Source organism: Salinicoccus sp. Marseille-QA3875, from assembly GCF_054950095.1.
Map to the genome: position 1 here is coordinate 2,262,983 of NZ_CM143103.1, position 18,629 is coordinate 2,281,611.

At 46.0% G+C, this 18,629-nt stretch carries 18 protein-coding genes; 15 read left to right on the top strand and 3 right to left on the bottom strand.

What is annotated here, in order from left to right; translation table 11 throughout:
* Positions 1–28 precede the first annotated feature (28 nt).
* From coaBC to ACY8DT_RS11545, 8 genes are all read left to right on the top strand, one after another.
* Complete coding sequence (gene coaBC / locus ACY8DT_RS11510; RefSeq protein WP_462420452.1) at positions 29–1,231, top strand: bifunctional phosphopantothenoylcysteine decarboxylase/phosphopantothenate--cysteine ligase CoaBC; 1,203 nt, start codon at positions 29–31, stop codon at positions 1,229–1,231.
* Positions 1,231–3,612 (top strand): primosomal protein N', encoded by a 2,382-nt coding sequence (gene priA, locus ACY8DT_RS11515; protein ID WP_462420453.1) that lies wholly within the window; start codon positions 1,231–1,233, stop codon positions 3,610–3,612. The genes coaBC and priA overlap by 1 nt, the downstream gene beginning before the upstream one ends.
* A gap of 9 nt (positions 3,613–3,621) precedes the next feature.
* On the top strand, positions 3,622–4,551 hold the full coding sequence (fmt, locus tag ACY8DT_RS11520; protein WP_462420454.1) for a methionyl-tRNA formyltransferase: 930 nt from the start codon (positions 3,622–3,624) through the stop codon (positions 4,549–4,551).
* Positions 4,551–5,858: a 16S rRNA (cytosine(967)-C(5))-methyltransferase RsmB gene (gene rsmB, locus ACY8DT_RS11525; RefSeq protein WP_462420455.1), complete on the top strand. Its 1,308-nt coding sequence runs from the start codon at positions 4,551–4,553 to the stop codon at positions 5,856–5,858. The genes fmt and rsmB overlap by 1 nt, the downstream gene beginning before the upstream one ends.
* Before the next feature lie 2 nt (positions 5,859–5,860).
* A complete protein-coding gene (gene rlmN, locus ACY8DT_RS11530; protein WP_462420456.1) occupies positions 5,861–6,964 on the top strand; it encodes a dual-specificity RNA methyltransferase RlmN in 1,104 nt (367 codons plus the stop codon).
* Between the two features lies 1 nt (position 6,965).
* Entirely contained in the window at positions 6,966–7,712 is a 747-nt protein-coding gene (locus ACY8DT_RS11535) for a Stp1/IreP family PP2C-type Ser/Thr phosphatase (protein ID WP_462420457.1), read from the top strand.
* Positions 7,709–9,874, top strand: a complete 2,166-nt coding sequence (gene pknB, locus ACY8DT_RS11540; RefSeq protein WP_462420458.1) for a Stk1 family PASTA domain-containing Ser/Thr kinase — start codon at positions 7,709–7,711, stop codon at positions 9,872–9,874. The genes ACY8DT_RS11535 and pknB overlap by 4 nt, the downstream gene beginning before the upstream one ends.
* Positions 9,875–9,963: 89 nt before the next feature.
* Positions 9,964–11,238, top strand: a complete 1,275-nt coding sequence (locus ACY8DT_RS11545) for a cytochrome P450 (protein WP_462420459.1) — start codon at positions 9,964–9,966, stop codon at positions 11,236–11,238.
* A gap of 50 nt (positions 11,239–11,288) precedes the next feature.
* On the opposite strand, the gene ACY8DT_RS11550 is transcribed toward ACY8DT_RS11545, so the two are convergent.
* A complete protein-coding gene (locus ACY8DT_RS11550; RefSeq protein WP_462420460.1) occupies positions 11,289–11,600 on the bottom strand; it encodes a rhodanese-like domain-containing protein in 312 nt (103 codons plus the stop codon).
* A 93-nt stretch (positions 11,601–11,693) separates the two neighbouring features.
* Between ACY8DT_RS11550 and rsgA the strand changes: the two genes are divergently transcribed.
* From rsgA to ACY8DT_RS11570, 4 genes are read left to right on the top strand one after another with little or no spacing between them, the layout of a single operon-like run.
* On the top strand, positions 11,694–12,557 hold the full coding sequence (gene rsgA / locus ACY8DT_RS11555; RefSeq protein WP_462420461.1) for a ribosome small subunit-dependent GTPase A: 864 nt from the start codon (positions 11,694–11,696) through the stop codon (positions 12,555–12,557).
* A 1-nt stretch (position 12,558) separates the two neighbouring features.
* The gene (gene rpe, locus ACY8DT_RS11560; protein ID WP_462420462.1) at positions 12,559–13,203 is read left to right on the top strand and encodes a ribulose-phosphate 3-epimerase; all 645 of its coding nucleotides are present in this window, start codon (positions 12,559–12,561) and stop codon (positions 13,201–13,203) included.
* 3 nt (positions 13,204–13,206) lie between these two features.
* Entirely contained in the window at positions 13,207–13,824 is a 618-nt protein-coding gene (locus ACY8DT_RS11565) for a thiamine diphosphokinase (protein ID WP_462420463.1), read from the top strand.
* A 14-nt stretch (positions 13,825–13,838) separates the two neighbouring features.
* Positions 13,839–14,540: a DUF554 domain-containing protein gene (locus ACY8DT_RS11570; RefSeq protein WP_462420464.1), complete on the top strand. Its 702-nt coding sequence runs from the start codon at positions 13,839–13,841 to the stop codon at positions 14,538–14,540.
* Here ACY8DT_RS11570 and ACY8DT_RS11575 read toward each other — a convergent pair.
* Both ACY8DT_RS11575 and rpmB read right to left on the bottom strand, forming a co-directional pair.
* Complete coding sequence (locus ACY8DT_RS11575; protein WP_462420465.1) at positions 14,537–15,223, bottom strand: hypothetical protein; 687 nt, start codon at positions 15,221–15,223, stop codon at positions 14,537–14,539. The genes ACY8DT_RS11570 and ACY8DT_RS11575 overlap by 4 nt on opposite strands.
* A gap of 70 nt (positions 15,224–15,293) precedes the next feature.
* Positions 15,294–15,482: a 50S ribosomal protein L28 gene (rpmB, locus tag ACY8DT_RS11580; protein ID WP_462420466.1), complete on the bottom strand. Its 189-nt coding sequence runs from the start codon at positions 15,480–15,482 to the stop codon at positions 15,294–15,296.
* Between the two features lie 353 nt (positions 15,483–15,835).
* Here rpmB and ACY8DT_RS11585 point away from each other — a divergent pair, with 353 nt between their 5' ends.
* The 3 genes from ACY8DT_RS11585 to sdaAB all read left to right on the top strand — a co-directional run bounded on the left by ACY8DT_RS11585 (position 15,836) and on the right by sdaAB (position 18,615).
* Complete coding sequence (locus ACY8DT_RS11585) at positions 15,836–16,204, top strand: Asp23/Gls24 family envelope stress response protein (protein ID WP_462420467.1); 369 nt, start codon at positions 15,836–15,838, stop codon at positions 16,202–16,204.
* A gap of 23 nt (positions 16,205–16,227) precedes the next feature.
* A complete protein-coding gene (gene fakA / locus ACY8DT_RS11590; RefSeq protein WP_462420468.1) occupies positions 16,228–17,880 on the top strand; it encodes a fatty acid kinase ATP-binding subunit FakA in 1,653 nt (550 codons plus the stop codon).
* Between the two features lie 69 nt (positions 17,881–17,949).
* Positions 17,950–18,615, top strand: a complete 666-nt coding sequence (gene sdaAB, locus ACY8DT_RS11595) for an L-serine ammonia-lyase, iron-sulfur-dependent subunit beta (RefSeq protein ID WP_462420469.1) — start codon at positions 17,950–17,952, stop codon at positions 18,613–18,615.
* Positions 18,616–18,629: the final 14 nt, after the last annotated feature.

The following is an 18,629-nucleotide window of genomic DNA, read 5'->3' on the forward strand; positions in this document are numbered from 1 at the left end:
CTTTTTTTAAAATTGGGGTGAATTTATAATGGCGAATATTGTCATCGGTGTGACCGGCAGCATCGCAGCTTATAAAGCTGTGGATTTGACAAGTAAATTGATTCAGAACGGCCATGAAGTGAAGGTGGTACTGACAGATAATGCGGGAGAGTTCATCACACCGCTTGCCTTTCAGGCAATAGGCAGAAATCATGTATATACGGATACTTTCAAAGAAGAGGACCCATCGGTCATTTCCCACATCAATATCGGGGAGTGGGCGGATCTGATCATCGTTGCGCCCGTTTCCGCCAATACGATCAGCAAGCTTGCATGCGGCATATATGACAACATGCTGCTCAATGTTCTTGCAGCTAATACAAAGCCGGTACTCCTCGCACCTGCCATGAATGTACACATGTACGAACAACCTGCGATTCAGCGTAATATTGAACAACTTCTGGAAGAAGGCTACCAGGTGCTTGATGCGGAATCCGGATTTTTAGCGTGCGGATACAATGCAAAAGGACGCATGGCAAACGTTCCGGATATAATGGGCTACATTGAGGATTTCCTCGGCAGTAAAGATGATAAGCCGCTGAAAGGCAAAAAGGTGCTGATCACGGCCGGTCCGACGCGGGAATCACTCGATCCGATCCGCTACATCACCAACCATTCGAGCGGCAAGATGGGATACAGCCTCGCTAACAGTTTCAAAGGGCTGGGGGCGGAAGTCGTGCTCGTCAGCGGACCGGTGGAACTCGCACCGCCGAACGGCGTACAGACGATCAATGCCGTATCGACTGAAGATATGTTCAACAGTGTCAAAGAACATATGGATGCGGATATCGGCGTTTTTTCTGCAGCGGTCAGTGATTATACACCTGTCACATATTCTGAAGGCAAGATGAAAAAGACGGATGACAGTGATACTCTCGTCATCGAAATGAAGAAGACGACGGATATTTTGAAATATGTGGGTCACAACAGTGAAAATATGACTGTCATCGGTTTCGCAGCGGAAACGGATGACGTGAAAAATTATGCGCTGAAAAAGCTGAAGGAGAAAAATGCGGACTGCATCATCATGAATGATGTATCAAATCCTGAAATCGGCATGAACAGCGATGACAATGAGGTGGCCATACTGTATAAGGACGGCACGGAAACGTATTTGAAAAAGGCATCGAAAGTACAGCTTGCGAACCAGATTGTGCAAAATCTGGCGGACCATAATGGGTGGCGTTCATAATGTTCGCTTCGATTATAGTCAGCGTTTCAGCAAGCGACGTCAACAAAGTATTCGAATATAAAATCCCTGACGGACTGACCGATTTCATCGCGGTCGGGCACAGGGTGCTCGTACCGTTCGGCCCTCGCCAGATCCAGGGGTACGTCATCGATATTAAAGACGAAGTCGAATACGACCCTTCGAAAATAAAACCGATTACCCGCGCGCTGGATGTGAAGCCGGTTTTGACAGCTGAGCTGATCCAGCTGGCGAAGCATCTTGCGGATTACTATATCACTTCATATATATCGGTGATAGAAACGATTTTACCCGCAGCACTGAAGAGCAAGTCGAAAAAGATGCTGTCACTGGATGAAGACAGTACAAAAGAGGCGGAAATGATCTGGCAGAGCATGAACCTTCCGCCTGAAATCGAAGTCAAAACACTGTCGACGGCGCAGCTTTCTGAATTGAAACCGTTGATCCGCACCGGAGAAGTGAAGGAAGAAACAATCGTCACGCAGCATACGAAGAAGAAATATGTCCGTGCGCTGAAGCCGACCTTCATACCGAGAAGGGATTTCGGCCGTGCATACAAACAGCTGGAGCTGCTGGATTTCATCGAACAGTATGACGAGCATGTATTACAGTCGGAAGTGATTGATAACGGTTATACTCAAGGTACGATCAATGAACTGGTCAAAAAAGGCTATGTTGAAAAGATGGATGTCGTGAGTGAAAGGGATCCTTATAAATCGAGAGTGTTTGAAGAGGATCTGCCGAAGGATTTAAATCCGGAACAACAAAATGCATATGATAAAATAAGCCATTCAGTAGATCATGATCTAGCTGAAACTTTTTTACTTCACGGGGTTACAGGGAGCGGAAAAACAGAAGTTTATCTGCAGGTCATCCAGAAAGTGCTGGAAAAGGGGCGAACCGCTCTGATGCTTGTGCCGGAAATTGCACTCACACCTCAGATGGTGAACCGCTTCAAAGCCCGTTTCGGTGATGATGTAGCTGTTCTCCATTCGGGGTTGTCCCATGGTGAAAAATATGATGAGTGGCTGAAAGTGAAAAATCAGCAGGCGGATGTCGTCGTCGGTGCACGGAGCAGTGTCTTCGCGCCGGTTGAAAACCTCGGCGTCATCATAGTGGATGAAGAGCATGAAACGACTTACAAGCAGCAGGACAGACCGATGTATCATGCGGTTGAAGTTGCGAAATACCGCAGCAGGCATTATAATTGTCCGGTGATTTTAGGTTCGGCGACACCTTCCCTTGAAAGTTATGCAAGAAGTGAAAGGGGCGTTTATACAAGGCTCGAGTTGAATCACAGGGCAGTGACGAAAACCCTGCCTGAAACGAAGACGGTAGACATGTCCGATGAGCACCGGAAAGGCAATACTTCAATCGTTTCCGAAGCGCTGCAAAAAGCGATCGAACTGAGAATTGAACGCGGTGAGCAGACCGTGCTGCTGCTCAACCGCCGGGGATATGCGAATTTCCAGATATGCCAGAGCTGCGGACATGTACCGAATTGTCCGAACTGTGATATTTCACTGACGTACCATAAGATGCAGCATTCATTGCTGTGCCACTACTGCGGATATGAAGATGGTGTGAAGCGGGAATGTGATAATTGCGACAGCAATGATGTAACATTCCGCGGAACGGGTACTGAAAAAGTCGAAGAAACTTTAAGGGACTTATTCAATGTGGACATCGTCAGAATGGATAATGATACGACGAGCAGAAAAGGCATGCATGAAAAATTATTGAATACATTTGAACATGAAAAGATTCCGATACTGCTCGGCACGCAAATGATTGCAAAAGGGCTCGATTATCCGAATGTGACATTGGTCGGCGTATTGAACGCGGATACGATGCTGAACCTGCCGGACTTTCGGGCGAATGAAAAGACGTACCAGCTGCTGACGCAGGTTGCAGGAAGGGCCGGCAGACACGAGCTGTCCGGCGAAGTCATATTCCAGACATACAACCCGGAGCATTATGCGATTGAACTTGCAGAGTCGAACGATTACCGGGCATTTTATGATAAAGAGATGGCGTTTAGAAGACTGGCGCGCTATTCCCCTTATTATTTCCACGTCCTGTTCACGGTATCACATGAACAGGTCGGAAAGTGTCTGGAAGCGACGACGCATATCCATAAGGAACTCGTGGACAGCGTCACCGACAAGGCGATCATCGTCGGACCGTCACCGAGCCCGATCGAGCGGATCAACAAGCAGTACCGGTTCCAAATATTGCTGAAATATAAGTCGGAACCGAATCTGATGGAAGTGCTTCACAAAATAAATGAATATTATAATGAACAATATAAGAAGGATAAATTATCATTAAAGATCGATGTAGATCCGAAGTATATTATGTAGGAGGATATCATGCCCAATATTATTTTTATGGGGACGCCGGATTTCTCGGTGCCCATCTTGAAAGATTTACATGAAACATACGGTGTGGACCTGGTTGTCAGCCAGCCGGATAAACCTGTCGGCAGAAAGCGGGTCATGACGCCCCCGCAAGTTGTGTCTGCTGCGAAAGAACTGGATATCAAAGTGTTCCAGCCATCCAACATCAAAGACGCTTCTTCCATTGAAGTATTGAAAAAGATGGAGCCGGACATCATTGTGACTGCAGCATATGGACAGATTCTTTCAAAAGAACTGCTTGAACTGCCAAAATTCGGCGCTATCAATGTCCATGCATCCCTCCTGCCGAAATTCCGGGGCGGTGCGCCGATCCATCATGCGCTCCTTGCAGGTGAGAAGACGACGGGCATCACCATCATGTACATGGCTGAAGGTCTGGACAGCGGAGATATCATCGCCCAGTCCGCAATCGATATTAAAGACGAAGACGATACCGGCATACTGCATGACAAACTGAGCCTGCTCGGCAGTGAACTGCTGCTTGACACCCTGCCTTCGATATTTGAAGGTGAAAATAATAAAACCGCACAGAATCATGCGGAAGCGACATACAGTCCGAACATCTCAAAAGAGGATGAGCTGCTCGATTTCAACAGAACCGCTGTGGAAGTGTTCAACCATATACGCGGATTGTCGCCTTTTCCGGGCGCCTATACGATGCTCGAAGACAAAAGGTTCAAAATATACGGTGCGAAACTGACGGGTAACAAGACGGGCAGGCCAGCAGGTGAAATACTGTCGATTGATGAAGACGGGATTCATGTTGCAGCAGGTGACGAAACAGTGTTGATTACGGAAGTACAGCTCGCAGGAAAGAAAAAAACAGCTGCAAATGATTTTGGCCGGAACCGCCAGGATTTGACCGGCACGGTGTTAGGATGATGAATATGACAGTAAGAGAAGCTGCATTCGAAGCTTATCTGGATATCATGGATGATAAAGCATACAGCAACATCGTCATCGATGAAGTATTGGATGCGGGAGAGCTTTCCGAAAAGGACAAGGGTTTATTTACCGAACTGGTTTACGGTACAGTTGCGAACAGACTCACTTTGGAGTTTTATCTGCAGCCGTTTTATAAGACGAAGGTCAAGCAGTGGCACAGGCATCTGCTCAATATGGCGGTCTATCAGTTGGAGTACCTTGACCGTGTGCCCGCATATGCAGTGATTAACGAGACGGTTGAAATCGCCAAGGATTACGGCGGACTGCAGGCAGGGAACGTAACGAATGGAATACTCAGAAATTTCATGAGGGAACCGCTGAGAGACCCGGGATCGATAAAGAATCCGGTGAAACGGCTGTCCATAGAGACGAGCATTCCCGCCTGGATCATCGAGCACTGGAAAACGCATTACAAGATGGCGGGTGCTGCAGAAATTGCGAAAAGTCTGAGTGAGAGACCCGGGATGTATATACGGGTGAATTCAAGTCAGACGGATCCGGATGCTTTACTCGGGGCGCTGGCAGAAGAAGGGCATGAAGTCGAACCGACGGATCTCCATCCCGATGCACTGGTTGTCAATACAGGGGCGAGCATCATGGAAACAGAAGCTTACAGAGAGGGGCTTTTCAGCGTACAGGACGTGAGCTCGATGTTTGTCAATACTGCACTCGAGCCTGATGCAGACGACATCATACTCGATGCCTGCAGTGCGCCTGGAGGAAAAGGTCTGCATGCGCTGGAGAAACTGACGACGGGGCGTGTCGACCTCAGCGATATATACGACCATAAAGTCAGAACGATAGAGCACAATGCCGAGCGGCTGAAATTGAAAAACTATACTGCTTTCAAAGCGGATGCCGCATCGCATGAGTATCCAGAGATGTACGACCGGATCATCGTCGATGCACCGTGTTCAGGTCTCGGCGTCATCAAAAGAAAACCTGAAATAAGGTATGAAAGAAATAGCAATGACATCGATAATCTAGTAGAATTACAATTGTCCATATTGGAGCATGTCAAGCAGTTTCTGAAACCGGGCGGTATACTGATTTATGCAACGTGTACCATCCATCAGATGGAAAATGAAAACGTGGCATATACATTCAAGAAGAATAATGATAATTTTGAATTTGACGATTTTCACATTCCCGCACTTGATTTTACCGGCCCTTACCGCCAAATATTACCATATGAATTAAATACCGATGGATTTTTTATCGCTCGGTTTAAAAAGGATGTTTAAAAATGATTAAAAGACCACCTCAAAAACCAATCAAGGATTTATTCCAGCCGGAATTCGACACACCGTCGATCTACTCCTTGTCCAAAGAAGATCTGACAAATCTCATGACAGGATGGGGAGAAGACGACTACAGGGGAAGCCAGGTATTCGAATGGCTTTATAACCACCGTGTGGACGATTTCGACGAGATGAAAAACCTGCCGAAAGCATTGCGTGAAAAATTAAAGGAACAATTCAGCATTGAACCGCTTGAAACACTCGTCAAGCAGGAGAGTGTCGACGGTACGATGAAGTTTCTCTTCAAACTGAGAGACGGCTATACGATTGAAACGGTGCTCATGAGACATGATTACGGCAACTCCGTCTGTGTCACGACACAGGTCGGCTGCCGTCTGGGCTGTACGTTTTGTGCGTCGACTCTCGGTGGACTGAAGCGTAATCTGGAAGCGGGTGAAATCGTTTCGCAGGTGGTGCAGATACAAAAAGTGCTTGATGACACTGACGAAAGAGTTTCAAGCATCGTCATCATGGGAATCGGTGAACCGTTTGAAAACTATAACCCGATGATGAAATTCATCCGTATCATCAACCACGATGACGGACTGAACATCGGCGCACGCCATATCACTGTCTCAACAAGTGGCATCGTACCGAGAATTTACGACTTTGCCGATGAAGATATCCAGATCAACTTTGCGGTCAGCCTGCATGCCCCGACTAACGAGCAGCGTTCAAAACTGATGCCGGTCAACAAAGCTTTTGATATTGAAAAGCTCATTCACGCACTGGAATACTACCAGCAGCAGACGAACCGCAGAATTTCATTCGAATATGGTCTGTTCGGCGGCGTCAATGACCGCCGGGAAGATGCGCTTAGACTGGCTGAATTGATTAAAGGCATCAAATGCCATGTCAACTTGATTCCGGTCAATCATGTGCCGGAAAGAAATTATGTGCGTACTAAGCGTGATGATATTTTCGAATTTCTGGAAACATTGAACAACCAGGGTGTCAACGCAACTGTCAGACGTGAACAGGGCACGGATATCGATGCCGCATGCGGCCAGCTGAGAGCCAAAGAATCAAAAGAAGAGACGAGGGGTTAATTTGGAAATCATTGACAAGAGTATTCGCGGGGAGTTTCGTGAGCTGAATGAAGATAGATCTGGCGTTTTTTATAATAAAACCAATCAGGTTTTGTTTTTAGTGGCCGATGGTATGGGCGGTCATGCGCATGGGGATGTTGCATCCAAATTTGTCAATGATGAGATACAGAAAGCCTGGGAGCAGGAAAACCTCATCAAAAGAGACTATGCCGAAGAGTTTTTACGGGACCTCGTCATAAAGACGAACCGTCAGCTGTATGATCTTCAAAATGCGCATGATGAATACAGCGGCATGGGCACCACTCTCGTGCTCGCATCGGTCATCGAAGATACGATTTTCATATTGAACATCGGGGATTCGAGGGCTTATGTAATGAAGCGCCGGACGATAGAGCAGGTGACGACGGACCATTCTTTCGTCAATCTGCTGGTCGAGTCGGGCGAAATCACAAAAGAGGAAGCCATCAATCATCCTAAAAAGAATGTCATCACAAAAGCGATGGGCAGTGATCGTCTGATCCAGCCTGATATTTTCAGACTGCGCAATAAGCAGTATGATTATATACTGCTTGCCTCGGACGGCCTCACGGATGTACTGCGTGAAGACAGTATACACACCACGGTCTATCAGAAAAATTTAACTTTGCAGGAGCGGTTGGACTCATTAATACATCAGGCGGAAGAAAATGCCTCCAGAGATAATATCAGTATTTGCCTTGCCGACTTGAAGGCGGGTGCTACAATGTGATCGGTCAATTACTTTCTGATAGATATAAGGTACAGAAATATCTCGGCGGCGGCATGAGCTCTGTCTATTCAGCCGAAGACATCATTTTAAACCGTGATGTAGTTGTAAAAATGATTAAAGTTGATGTTCATAATAAAGACAAGTCACGTCAGCGGTTTCAACGGGAAGTTGAAAGTACGATACAGCTTTCGCATCCGAACATCGTCAACGTGCTTGATGTCGATGAAACCGATGAATATCAACTGCTCGTCACCGAAATGGTCGACGGGCCGACTTTAAAGCAGTATATCGATGAAAATCATGAGATTTCCATCGATGAGGCGGTTGAACTGTCCGTCCAGATTTTAAAAGGGATTGAGCACGCTCACGAACGGGGCATCATCCACCGTGACATCAAGCCGCAGAACATACTGCTTGATGCGGAAAAGAAAGTAAGGATTACGGATTTCGGCATCGCGAAAGCACTCAGTGAAACACGGATGACCGAAACCAACCAGGTGATGGGTTCTGTACAGTACATTTCGCCTGAACAGGCAAAAGGGCAGAATACCGACGAGAGAACAGATATTTATTCCTTCGGCATCGTCCTGTTTGAATTGCTCACCGGACAGGTGCCGTTCAAAGGGGAAACGCCGGTATCGGTCGCTTTGAAGCAGATTTCAGAACATCTGCCGGACATCGATGACTTCAGGGAAGTGCCGCAGGGTTTGAAGAACATTCTTTTAAGATGTACAGAAAAGAATCCGGACGACCGCTACAGATATGTGGAGACAGTACTTGAAGATTTAAAGAAGTACCGGAGCAACACGACACCTTACGTCAGTGACAATAAGAATCATGAGGATAAGACGATTGTCACCAAAGCGGTGGCACCGGACGCCGGAATGGCTGATGCTGCCGAAGAAAACGATGTGCCTGAAGAAGCGCCTCACGGAGAAAAAGAACCGAAGAAAAAATTGAAGGCCCTATGGCTTATACCGATACTGTTCCTAGTACTCGGGACGGGGCTCCTCATCTATATGTTCTTCCAGCAGAATGAAACGGTGACGATGGATATGCCGGACCTTGCCGGTATGACTCTTGAAGAGGCTGAAGAGCGTCTGATTGAACACGATCTGGAATCAGGTGCAGTCACCGAGGACTACAGTGATACTTTCGAAGAGGGGCAGGTAATTGAAACGACACCGGCAGTCGATGAATCGATTGAATCGGGAAGTACGGTGGACTTCTTAGTATCAAGCGGACTGGAACCATACTCAATGAGTGATTTTACGGGGGAATTCTACGTTGATATCATGGATACTTTAAATAATCTGGCCTTCAACAGTGTGACCCTCGTTCCTGAAAACAATGAATCACCGCCGGGTACTGTGACCAGCCAGTCGATAGACAGCGGCGAAGCGGTCTATCCTGAAGATCATGATCTGGAACTCGGTGTCGAAACATACACTGTTCCGGACTTTACAGGGAGTGGATACGACAGTGCAGAGGAAACTCTGAACAATGTCAACTTCAACGAAATCAACCGTGAAGATTCTTATCATGATGAAATTGAAGAAGGTACAATCATCAGCCAGACTGTAGAAGCCGGCACAGAAGTTTATCCGCACGAAGGTTCGATAACATTGAACGTCTCCAGGGGGCAGGAAGCGATAGAAATCGTCGACTACTCAGGTGAGTCTGCAGAAACAGCGCGTAGTGAACTCGAACAGGCCGGCTTCAATGTAAATATTGCTGAAGAGCTGTACAATGACAGTGTGGAAGAAGGTAACGTCATCAGCCAAAGTCCGAACTACGGCAATTTCCTTCCCGGCTCGACGATTGACCTGATTGTGTCCCGGGGCGAAGAACCGCCGCAGAATATGCAGTATGCGACGACGGTCAACATCCCGTATGGTGAAGAAGAAACGGATTCAGAAGAAGCCGGCTCCGGAGAAGATGATGAAGACGGCGAATCGGAGCCGGAAAATGAACCGAAGACGGTCAAAATCTATTTGGAAGATGCAAATAACAGCATAGAAGATGTATATGATACACTCGAAATCACTGAAGATACGAATGAGACGATCCGTCTTGAAATTGAGCCGGATGAAACCGGAATGTTTATGGTTGAAGTCGATGGGGAAGAAGTTATCAATGAAGAGATTCCGTATAATGAGTAAAATAACAGAAAAACATTGAGTAAATATTGGTAATCGCACGTTGGTTTATAATATACTAGACTAGAAAACAGTTAATTGGAGGATGTCTCATGGCTACTATTAAAAAAGATAAAGGGTTGGATAACTCGGTTAAATTGATGAAACAGGGTTATTTATACACTACGAACCAGAGAAAACGTCTCGGTGTAACAGACGGCGTATTTGAAACACGTGCTTTAGGCGGTAAGAGAATCATCGTACTGTCAGGCAAAGACGGTGCCGAACTTTTCTACGACAACGACAAAATCGAACGTTCAGGCACGCTGCCGAAACGTATCGTCAATACTTTATTCGGTAAAGGTGCCATCCATACGACGACCGGGAAAGTGCACATCGACCGCAAAGCACTATTCATGTCACTGATGACAGAAGGAAACCTGAAATACTTAAGGGAACTGACTCGTAACCTGTGGCAGACAAATACACAGAGAATGGAAAGCATGGACCAGGTCAATGTCTACCGTGAATCGATTGTACTGCTGACTAAAGTGGGTACTAGATGGGCCGGTGTTCAGGCACCTGAGAAGGAAATTGAAAATATCGCAACAGATATGGATATCATGATCGATTCATTCAAAGCAGTCGGCAGCGCGTTCAAAGGCTACAGAGCGTCTAAAGCTGCACGCCGACGTGTTGAAGACTGGCTTGAAGACCAGATCATCCAGACGCGTAAAGGCAAGATCCATCCGCCAAAAGGCACTGCACTTTATGAGTTCGCCCACTGGAAAGACTATAAAGGCGAGCCGATGGATTCAAGACTGTGCGGCATCGATCTGATGAATACATTCCGCCCGTTGATCGCAATCAACAGATTCGTCGCTTTCGGTGCGCTTGCAATGTATGAAAACCCTGTGGCAAGAGAGAAAATCAAGCAGGATGACGACTATGCTTACATGTTCGCCCAGGAAGTGAGACGTTTCTACCCGTTCGTACCTTATCTGCCGGGTAAAGTGAAAGAAGATTTCCAGTATAAAGGTTATGACTTCGAAAAAGACACGATGCTTGCGCTGGATATTTACGGTACGATGCATGATCCGGATGTCTGGGAAAACCCGAATGAGTTCTATCCTGAAAGATTCAAAGACTGGGACGGGAGCCCGTTCGACCTTATCCCTCAGGGCGGCGGAGACTACCACACGAACCACCGTTGTGCCGGTGAGTGGATGACAGTGATCATCATGGAAGAGACGATGAAATACTTCGCTTCACGCATCAACTACGACGTACCTGAACAGGATCTGACTGTGGATTTAAACAGCCTGCCAGGTTATATCAACAGCGGTTTCATCATTGAAAATGTACAAGAGAATGTAGACAGAACCTAATGTAACCATAAATAAACCTCCCCGATTTTTAATCGGGGAGGTTTTCATTATCAAAGTTCTTCTCTGTCGCCTTCGTATTCCAGAATGCCGCCTTCGACGTTGACAGCATCATAGCCTTCGTCAATCAGCATGTGCTGTACTCTTTCGGAGCGCTTTCCGCTTCTGCACATCACATATACCGTGCCGCCTTTATGTTCCCTGAGATCTTTATCATCTATATCAAATGTGGTCAGCGGCAGGTGGATTGCACCCGGCACGTAACCGGTCTCTTTCAATTCATCGGTCTCTCTCACATCAATAAGAACCGTGCCATCATCTTTCAACACGTTGTTAATGTCACTTACATGTACTGTCTTAGCCATAATACCCAACCTTTCAATAATGTTTTGATAATAATATTTTACCACAACCTGCGAACTGTTATAATTGATGTATTATAGTATTTGGGGTGAGTTATGAAGAAAGGTCAGATTATAAAAGCATTGAGTGGATTTTATTATGTAAAATCGGAAGATGAAATATTTCAGACGCGCGCACGCGGTCTGTTCAGGAATACTTCCGAATCGCCGCTCGTGGGGGATATCGTTGAATTCCAGATTGAAAATGAGACTGAGGGCTACATCACTTCGATTGATGACAGGAAGAATTTCCTCAACCGTCCATCTGTCGCAAATATCGACCAGGTGTTGATCACCATGAGCCTGTTCTCCCCGAAGTTCAGCTTTTATCTGCTGGACCGTTTCATCGCCTATGCCGAAGTGCACGATATCAAACCGGTCATCATTGTGACTAAGACCGATCTGTCGGAGGATCCGGCGCTTGTCGGGAAGATAAAGGAAACATATTCGATGTATCCCATCTATTTTACGGATAAGATCAATGTGAATGAAGAGTTACTGCCTATTTTTAAAAATAAACTGAGTGTCCTCGCCGGTCAGTCAGGTGTCGGAAAATCGACGCTGATCAATACGATTCTGCCGGAAGCGGAACTGATTACAGATGAGATTTCCGACAAGCTGAACCGGGGCAAGCATACAACACGGCATGTCGAACTGATTGAAATCGCGGACGGCCTTATTGCAGACACTCCGGGCTTCAGCACGATTGATTTCTCGGCGATCGATAAATATAACCTGATGTTCTGCTTCATCGATTTCAACCAGTACAGCGATAATTGCAAGTTCAGGGAATGCCTGCACATCAATGAGCCAAAGTGTGCAGTGAAGAATGCGGTGGAATCAGGAGAGCTCGCACAATCAAGATATGACAGCTACAAACAGATATTTGAAGAAATTGAATCCAGAAAAGAGAGGTATTGACATGAATAAAGTACTCCCGTCATTATTAGCAAGTGATTTTTCCAAACTAGGTGAAGAGATAAAAATCATGGAAGATGCAGGTGCGGATATTTTCCACCTGGATATTATGGACGGCCAGTTTGTGCCGAACATTTCATACGGACTGCCGGTTGTGGAAGCGATCAGCAAATCATCCAGCATTCCATTGGATGTGCACCTGATGACCCTGAACCCGGATCAGTTCGTCGATGAATTCAAATCATACGGTGTCGACATGCTGTCATTTCATATTGAAGCGACGGATCATCCGCACAGAGTGGTTCAGCTGATCAAGAGTAAAGGCATGAAAGCCGGTATCGCACTGAACCCGCACACTCCGGTCGTAAGTGTGAAGCACCTCTTGAATGACGTGGATTTTGTGCTCATCATGACTGTTAATCCCGGCTTCGGCGGACAGAGCTTTATTGAGGAAGGTCTGGAGAAGATTACAGAACTGAACGCGGTTAAAAAAGAGAAGAATCTTGGATTTGATATTGAAGTAGACGGCGGCATCAACAATGACACTGCAAAACTGTGTAAGGCAGAGGGAGCGAATCTGCTTGTCAGCGGTTCATTCCTGTTTAAGGCAGAAGATAAGAAAACGACCATCGAGGAGCTTAGAAGCTGAACCATGCATATCAATGTACTGGTCAGAGAAACACAAAATCCGATTGAAAATATTACAGAAACTCCGTGGGCAGGTGTCGACCACGGCGTTTATCTGCTGCTCAAAGAGGGAATCATTCCGGAGTACACATACGGTGACTTTGACTCCATTACGGAAGAAGAACGGCAGTTCATTGATGAGAAACTTGATATTGATCCGGTCGAGAGTGAAAAAGATGATACGGATCTTGAGATTGCGCTTTTAGACCTGACGTCGAGAGGGTATACTTCAATCGATGTGTACGGTGCCACCGGCGGCAGGCTGGATCATCTTCTCGGCAATACGCAGATGCTGCTGCATGAAAAATTGACTGACGTTAAAATCAGAATCATCGATAGACAGAATGTGGTGGAGCTGTTGGATAAAGGCCGCCACGCGGTATTTAAAAACAAGAAGATGAAATATGTTTCATTTCTTCCGATGTATGACGGCACGATGCTCACTTTGGAAGCGTTCAAATATCCGCTGGAGAGGTCAGAGCTTTTCCTCGGCTCGACTTTGACAATCAGCAATGAATTTACGGGGGATAAAGGTTTTGTGGAAACAACAGACCCGATTTTAATGATTCAATCAATTGACTAGTTGGAGGTGCCATCATGATATTACTCGGTGCTATAGTGAACGCCCTCGCCATTATCGTCGGGGGGTTGCTTGGTCTTGTTTTTACATTCATACCAGATACGATAAAAGACTCCATTATGAAAATCCAGGCGCTGGTCATCATGACACTGGGTATTCAGATGGTCGTCGGTGCTGAAGCAATCATCGTCACACTGCTCAGCCTGATCATCGGGACGATCATCGGGGAAATCATCCAGTTGGAATCACTCCTTAACAGGTTTGGCCACTGGATGGAAATCAAACTCGGGGACAAGCACTCCGGTAATCTGTCGCAGGGTTTCGTCTCCGGTACACTGGTGTTCATCGTCGGTGCCATGGCCATAGTCGGCGGTCTCGACGCCGGACTGCGCGGATCGAATGATGTACTTTATACGAAAGCGATGATGGACTTTTTCATCGCAGTTGTAATGACCACGACATACGGTCTCGGTGTCATCATATCAGGCGTGCCGACACTGATCTACATTTCGATCATCATACTGTCAGCCCAGGGCATCGCAGTCGTCGTGCCCGATGAAATTCTGCAGCAGGTCATTTTCCAGGTCAGTGCCACAGGCGGGGTCATCCTCCTTGCGATCGGCATGAACATGATGAACATCACGAAAATGCGTGTCGGAAACATGATCCCGGCAATTTTTGTCGGCATGATCATGGTTTATATTATTAACATCATCTAATATACAGTCTGGAAAGAACAGCAGCCGGCGGCTGCTGTTTTTGTATGACTCAGCCGTTTAGTTGGAGATATTTCTGATGCCATCTGCACAGCTGAGTGCCTCAGGCGTTTAGTTGGAGACAATATCACGTCTATTTGCACAGCTGACAGCCTCAGGCGTTTAGTTAGAGACAATATCACGTCCATCTGCACAGCTGACTGCCTCAGGCGTTTAGTTGGAGACAATATCACGTCTATCTGCACAGCTGACAGCCTCAGGCGTTTAGTTGGAGACAATATCATGTCCATCTGCACGGCTGAGTGCCTCAGGCGTTTAGTTGGAGACAATATCATGTCCATCTGCACGGCTGAGTGCCTCAGGCGTTTAGTTGGAGACAATATCACGTCCATCTGCACGGCTGACAGCCTCAGGCGTTTAGTTGGAGACAATATCACGTCCATCTGCACAGCTGACAGCCTCAAACGTTTAGTTGGAGACAATGCCACGCTTATCTGCACAGCTGACAGCCTCAGGCGTTTAGTTAGAGACAATGCCACGCTTATCTGCACGGCTGACTGCCTCAGGCGTTTAGTTAGAGACAATATCAAGTCCATCTGCACAGCAAACGGCCACAGCCGTTTAGTTGGAGAAATACCACGCTTATCTGCACAGCTGACGACACTTCCGATACTGTACAACAACACACCAACAAAAAAACCCCTCCGCCTGCTGAATCAGTGATCCAGCCAGGGGGAGGGGATTTTATTTTAAAAATTAAACGCGTTCAACAAGACCTGATTTCAAAGCACGGGCAGAAACCCATACTCTTTGTGGTCTGCCGTCGACCATAACTCTTACTTTTTGCAGGTTTGCACCAAAACGTCTTTTGCTTGCGTTCAAAGCGTGTGAACGGTTGTTGCCTGTTCCACTTTTACGTCCAGTGTAATAGCACTGTTTAGTCATATCGTACATCTCCTTTATTAACAAAGTTCATTTTAATTTGATTGTATCTTCATCAACATACTACAATATAATACATTAATTACTGCGCTGTGTCTAGTGGGAATCGCTGTATGTCAATGATTGTTGTGGCTTAAAACCCATGCTTTTTCAAATAAAAACCCCGGAATGACGGTGAATAAAGTCATCAATAATGGGATAAATGCCGATTATGCTTTTAACTTTGACTGCAATAAATTATAATAGATGTATATGCTCATATAAATCAGAATGGAAATTCGTAATAAAATACTTTTATATCTTGTAATTCACAGATGTTATTGATTATAATTAAATGATGTATTGGAGGCGAAGTAATGACACTCGAAATTAAAAACGAACTTGGATCCATAGATATTGCGATAGATGTCATCGCAAATATCGCCGGCGGTGCTGTAGTGGAAAGCTACGGTGTAGTCGGTATGGCGTCAAAACATCAGGTAAGAGACGGCTTTGCCGAACTTCTCGGGAAAGAGAACTACTCCCGCGGAGTGGTTGTAGAGAACAGCGATGGACTTTTGGATGTTGATTTATACATCATAGTAGGATATGGTGTAAAAATCTCGGAAGTCGCGAATAATATACAGACAAGTGTGAAATACAGACTTGAAAAAACTTTTGGATTGACTATAAATACGATTAACATTCATGTACAAGGTGTCAGAATGATTAATACGGACGAGTAAGCTGGGAGGACTTAGACGATATCATGAATACGATAGATGGTGTACTTTTCAAAGATATGATTTTGAGCGGTGCTGACAATTTAAGGCAGCACGCTGATTATGTTGACTCATTGAATGTTTTCCCGGTGCCGGACGGCGACACTGGAACGAACATGAATTTATCAATGACTTCGGGAGCAACTGAAGTCGAAGACAAGGATATAAAGCACATTGGAGAAATGGGCAAGCATTTTTCGAAAGGATTGCTGATGGGCGCAAGAGGCAACTCCGGTGTCATTCTTTCACAATTGTTCAGAGGATTTTCCAAAGCGATCGTCGACGAGGAAACGGTGGATGCAAAAGTTTTCGTGAACGCATTGGACCAGGGTGTGAAGACCGCATATAAAGCAGTGATGAAACCGGTTGAAGGTACAATTCTGACAGTGGCGAAAGACTCGGGTGAAAAAGCGCTTGAATCGGCAGAGGATGCCGAATCTCTCATAGAAGTCATGGAAGCTGTGGTCGAGGAAGCGAAAGCTTCACTGGAACGGACGCCTGACTTACTTCCTGTACTGAAGGAAGTGGGCGTTGTGGACTCAGGCGGGCAGGGGCTCGTCTATGTTTATGAAGGTTTTCTTGCCGCTTTAAAAGGTGAGAAGGTTGAAGTGTCCAAAGGCGCGGTGGATACTGACACTTTTGTGAACGATCACCATGAATTTGATGATTTCATGACAGTTGAAGATATCGAGTACGGTTTCTGTACCGAGTTCATGGTACGGTTCGAAGATGGCAAACGCAGTTTCGACGAAGAGGATTTCCGCAACGAGATGAGTGAATTCGGAGACTCTCTGCTTGTGATTTCCGATGATGAAATCGTCAAAGTCCATGTGCATACTGAAACACCCGGCGAGGCAATGACGTACGGTTCATCATACGGAGAGCTGATCAAGATGAAAATCGAGAATATGCGCGAGCAGTTCAGAGATATCCAATCTAAAAAGCAGAGCAAAGGCATTGAGAAAAATAAAGAACGCCAGTCCTATGATACTGCAATCATCACTGTCTCCTCAGGCGACGGAATCAGAACGTTGTTTGAAAGCGTCGGCGTGACTCACGTCATCAACGGCGGTCAGACGATGAACCCTTCCACTGAAGATATCCTGAACACGATCAGAGATGATGATGTTAAGCAGGTCATCATTTTACCCAATAATAAAAACATCATCATGGCAGCGGAACAGGCACAGCAGATGCTGGATATCCCGGCAATTGTCATCCCGACGGTTTCAATACCCGAAGGACTGTCAAGCATGCTGATGTTCTCACCGGATGCGACGCTCGATGATAACAAGGAATCGATGAACGCAGCACTTGAGCATGTCAAGACCGGACAGGTCACCTATGCTGTCCGCGACACATCGATTGACGGCGTCAAAATCAAGAAAAATCAGCATATGGGAATCAATGATGGTAAGATCAACTTAGCAAGTGATTCAAAGAGTGAAACATTGGAAAGTCTGATTGTCAATATGCTGGATGAAGACAGTGAAATAGTGACGATCATCATCGGTGATGAAGGATCGGAAGATGAAGTATCTTCAATCATCGGAAAATTGGAAGATAGTTATGACGATATAGAATTTGAAGTGCATGATGGACAACAGCCAGTATACAGTTATTTGGTTTCTGTTGAATAGATGCCGGATTGTTCGTATGCCACATCAGTGAGAAACTGATGTGGCATTTTTGCAAATGGAGGTTATATTATGAAATATAAAAGTGTTTTTGATATTATCGGCCCGGTGATGGTAGGCCCATCTTCTTCACATACAGCCGGCGCAGCGCGCATCGGCCTGCTTGCAAGAAAATTGTTTGGTGACACACCGGATCATGTGGAAATTCATTTATACGGCTCATTTAAAGATACTTACCAGGGGCACGGCACCGACGTTGCTTTGATTGGCGGCCTCCTCGGATTCGATACGGATGACAGCCGTATCATCAAAGCGAAAAAATATGCAGAAGAACAGAGGCTGAACGTGAATTTCACTCTGCATGAAGAAGAAAGAAGCCACCCGAACACCGCAATCGTCGATCTGGTGAAGGGTGATGACCGACTCAAGCTTGAAGGGATTTCCATCGGCGGCGGTAAAATCGAGCTTGTGAGCATCAATGATTATGAAATCAATATTTCAGGAAATTATCATTCACTGCTCGTTTTCCATGAAGATACATTCGGAACGATTGCCCGCGTGACGACAGTGCTCGGGAATAATGAGATCAACGTCAGCCAGATGAATGTATCGAGAAAAGAAAAAGGCGATATTGCCCTGATGACGATCGAGTTGGATGAAGAAATCAGTGAACAGGTCATTCAGGAAGTGATGAACATAGACGGTGTGGAACGTGTAATTGAGATGGCTGACGATTAATAATCAGGAGGTAA